The sequence below is a fragment of the Dorea sp. OM07-5 genome, from assembly GCF_003481355.1.
GTDB classification, from domain to species: Bacteria; Bacillota; Clostridia; order Lachnospirales; family Lachnospiraceae; genus Dorea_D; species Dorea_D hominis.
The window spans coordinates 1-3,121 of record NZ_QUKZ01000037.1 but is presented as its reverse complement, the minus strand read 5'-3'; the positions used below and the strand labels follow the sequence as shown (position 1 = coordinate 3,121).

General features: G+C 50.7%; 1 rRNA gene. It reads right to left on the bottom strand.

The features are described from left to right. Positions 1 to 24 precede the first annotated feature (24 nt). A 23S ribosomal RNA gene (locus tag DXC04_RS15200) occupies positions 25 to 2,916 on the bottom strand. Positions 2,917 to 3,121 lie beyond the last annotated feature (205 nt).

The following is a 3,121-nucleotide window of genomic DNA, read 5'->3' as shown; positions in this document are numbered from 1 at the left end:
TTCATCCTTTACCTATCACCTTGCTTGGTCATGCCCTCGACCGATTAGTATCAGTCAGCTCCATGTGTTACCACACTTCCACCTCTGACCTATCTACCTCGTCGTCTTCAAGGGGTCTTACTACTTACGTAGGGATATCTCATCTTGAGGGGGGCTTCACGCTTAGATGCCTTCAGCGTTTATCCCGTCCCGGCTTGGCTACTCTGCCATGACCTTGGTAGTCAACAGATACACCAGCGGCCAGTCCATCCCGGTCCTCTCGTACTAAGGACAGCTCCTCTCAAATATCCTACGCCCACGCCGGATAGGGACCGAACTGTCTCACGACGTTCTGAACCCAGCTCGCGTACCGCTTTAATGGGCGAACAGCCCAACCCTTGGGACCTACTTCAGCCCCAGGATGCGATGAGCCGACATCGAGGTGCCAAACCACTCCGTCGATGTGAACTCTTGGGAGTGATAAGCCTGTTATCCCCAGGGTAGCTTTTATCCGTTGAGCGATGGCAATCCCACTTTATACCACCGGATCACTAAGTCCTACTTTCGTACCTGCTCCACCCGTCGGTGTCGCAGTCAAGCTCCCTTCTGCCTTTGCACTCTTCGAATGGTTTCCAACCATTCTGAGGGAACCTTTGAGCGCCTCCGATACCCTTTCGGAGGCGACCGCCCCAGTCAAACTCCCCACCTGACATTGTCCCCCGACCTGATGAAGGCCGCTGGTTAGAAATCCAATACTGCAAGGGTGGTATCCCAACAGCGACTCCGTAGCTACTGGCGTAACTACTTCCCAGTCTCCCACCTATCCTGTACATGCAATACCGAATCCCAGTATCAAGCTGGAGTAAAGCTCCATGGGGTCTTTCCGTCCTGGCGCAGGTAACCAGCATCTTCACTGGTATTTCAATTTCACCGGGTGCATTGTTGAGACAGTGCCCAAATCATTACGCCTTTCGTGCGGGTCGGAACTTACCCGACAAGGAATTTCGCTACCTTAGGACCGTTATAGTTACGGCCGCCGTTTACTGGGGCTTAAGTTCAAAGCTTCGCGTTACCGCTAACCTCTCCCCTTAACCTTCCAGCACCGGGCAGGCGTCAGCCCATATACTTCACCTTTCGGTTTTGCATAGACCTGTGTTTTTGCTAAACAGTTGCTTGGGCCAATTCTCTGCGGCCAGCTTTCACTGGCACTCCTTCTCCCGAAGTTACGGAGTCATTTTGCCGAGTTCCTTAACAATGCTTCTCCCGTCGGCCTTAGGATTCTCTCCTCATCCACCTGTGTCGGTTTACGGTACGGGCTTAAGTAAAACAATAGCGGCTTTTCTTGACGCATGGCTCACACACTTCCCTACTCTTTCTTCGGTCCGCATCACGTCTTCAGATTGTACAGCGGATTTGCCAGCTGCACTCCTACCTTGCTTGCACCGGTCTTTCCATTCCCGGCTTATGCTCTCCACACGTGTCCCCACAGTTCTGTTTACTTAAGGTACAGGAATCTCAACCTGTTGTCCATCGACTACGCCTCTCGGCCTCGCCTTAGGCCCCGACTTACCCAGAGCAGATCAGCTTTACTCTGGAAACCTTAGATATTCGGCCGGAAGGATTCTCACCTTCCTCTCGCTACTCATTCCGGCATTCTCTCTTCGATACAATCCACAGCTCCTTATCGGTACTGCTTCGTCTCGTATCCAATGCTCCTCTACCAATCAACATTCGTTGATTCCTGAGCTTCGGTAGTGTGTTTCAGCCCCGGACATTTTCGGCGCAGGACCTCTCGACTAGTGAGCTATTACGCACTCTTTGAATGTATGGCTGCTTCTGAGCCAACATCCTAGTTGTCTTCGAAATCCCACATCCTTTTCCACTTAACACACATTTTGGGACCTTAGCTGCAGGTCTGGGCTCTTTCCCTTTCGACTACCCAACTTATCTCGTGCAGTCTGACTCCCATACATCATCTACGCGGCATTCGGAGTTTGATATTCTTCGGTAAGCTTTGACGCCCCCTAGGAAATTCAGTGCTCTACCTCCGCAAGACTTGTATGAGGCTAGCCCTAAAGCTATTTCGAGGAGAACCAGCTATCTCCGGGTTCGATTGGAATTTCTCCCCTATCCACACCTCATCCCCACCCTTTTCAACGGATGTGGGTTCGGTCCTCCATTGCCTTTTACGGCAACTTCAACCTGGACATGGATAGATCACCCGGTTTCGGGTCTGCTCCGACTGACTCTGGCCCTATTAAGACTTGGTTTCCCTTCGGCTCCATCCCTGTAGGATTTAACCTCGCCAGCCGGCGCAACTCGCCGGACCGTTCTACAAAAAGTACGCGGTTCCACATTTATAGTGGTTCCACAGCTTGTAAACATATGGTTTCAGGTTCTTTTTCACTCCCCTCCCGGGGTCCTTTTCACCGTTCCTTCACAGTACTATGCGCTATCGGTCACTAAGGAGTATTTAGCCTTACGGGGTGGTCCCCGCGTGTTCAGTCAAGGTTCCACGTGTCTCGACCTACTCTGGATACCGCCTTGTCAATCGTCCTTTCGCTTACGGGGCTTTCACCCTCTCTGGCTGGCTTTCCCAAAACCATTCTGCTAAGACTCTTGAATCAATTGTGCGGTCCGAACCCCGGGATGCACGCATCCCGGTTTGGGCTCTTCCGGTTTCGCTCGCCGCTACTTCCGGAATCACATGTTGTTTTCTCTTCCTCCGGCTACTTAGATGTTTCAGTTCACCGGGTTCCCTTCCTAACGTTATGGATTGGCGTTAGGATACTTGAGGTTTGCTCAAGTGGGTTTCCCCATTCAGAGATCTCCGGATCATTGGATATTTGCTCCTCCCCGAAGCTTTTCGCAGCTTATCACGTCTTTCATCGGCTCTTAGTGCCAAGGCATCCACCATACGCTCTTTTCAGCATGACCAACTTGTTCTCATCCACGGGAATGGATGATCACTACACCGGTATAGCGTTACCGGCGTTGGTTCTAGGTTCGTTTTTTTACTTCGTTTTCTCGAAGGTGTTGTAATCATTAACAACATTCCTGTTAATAACAATTACCTCGGATGTCTTGAATAAGATATTTATCTTATCATTTCTATTTCTTATATGCAATTTTCAAGGTACAT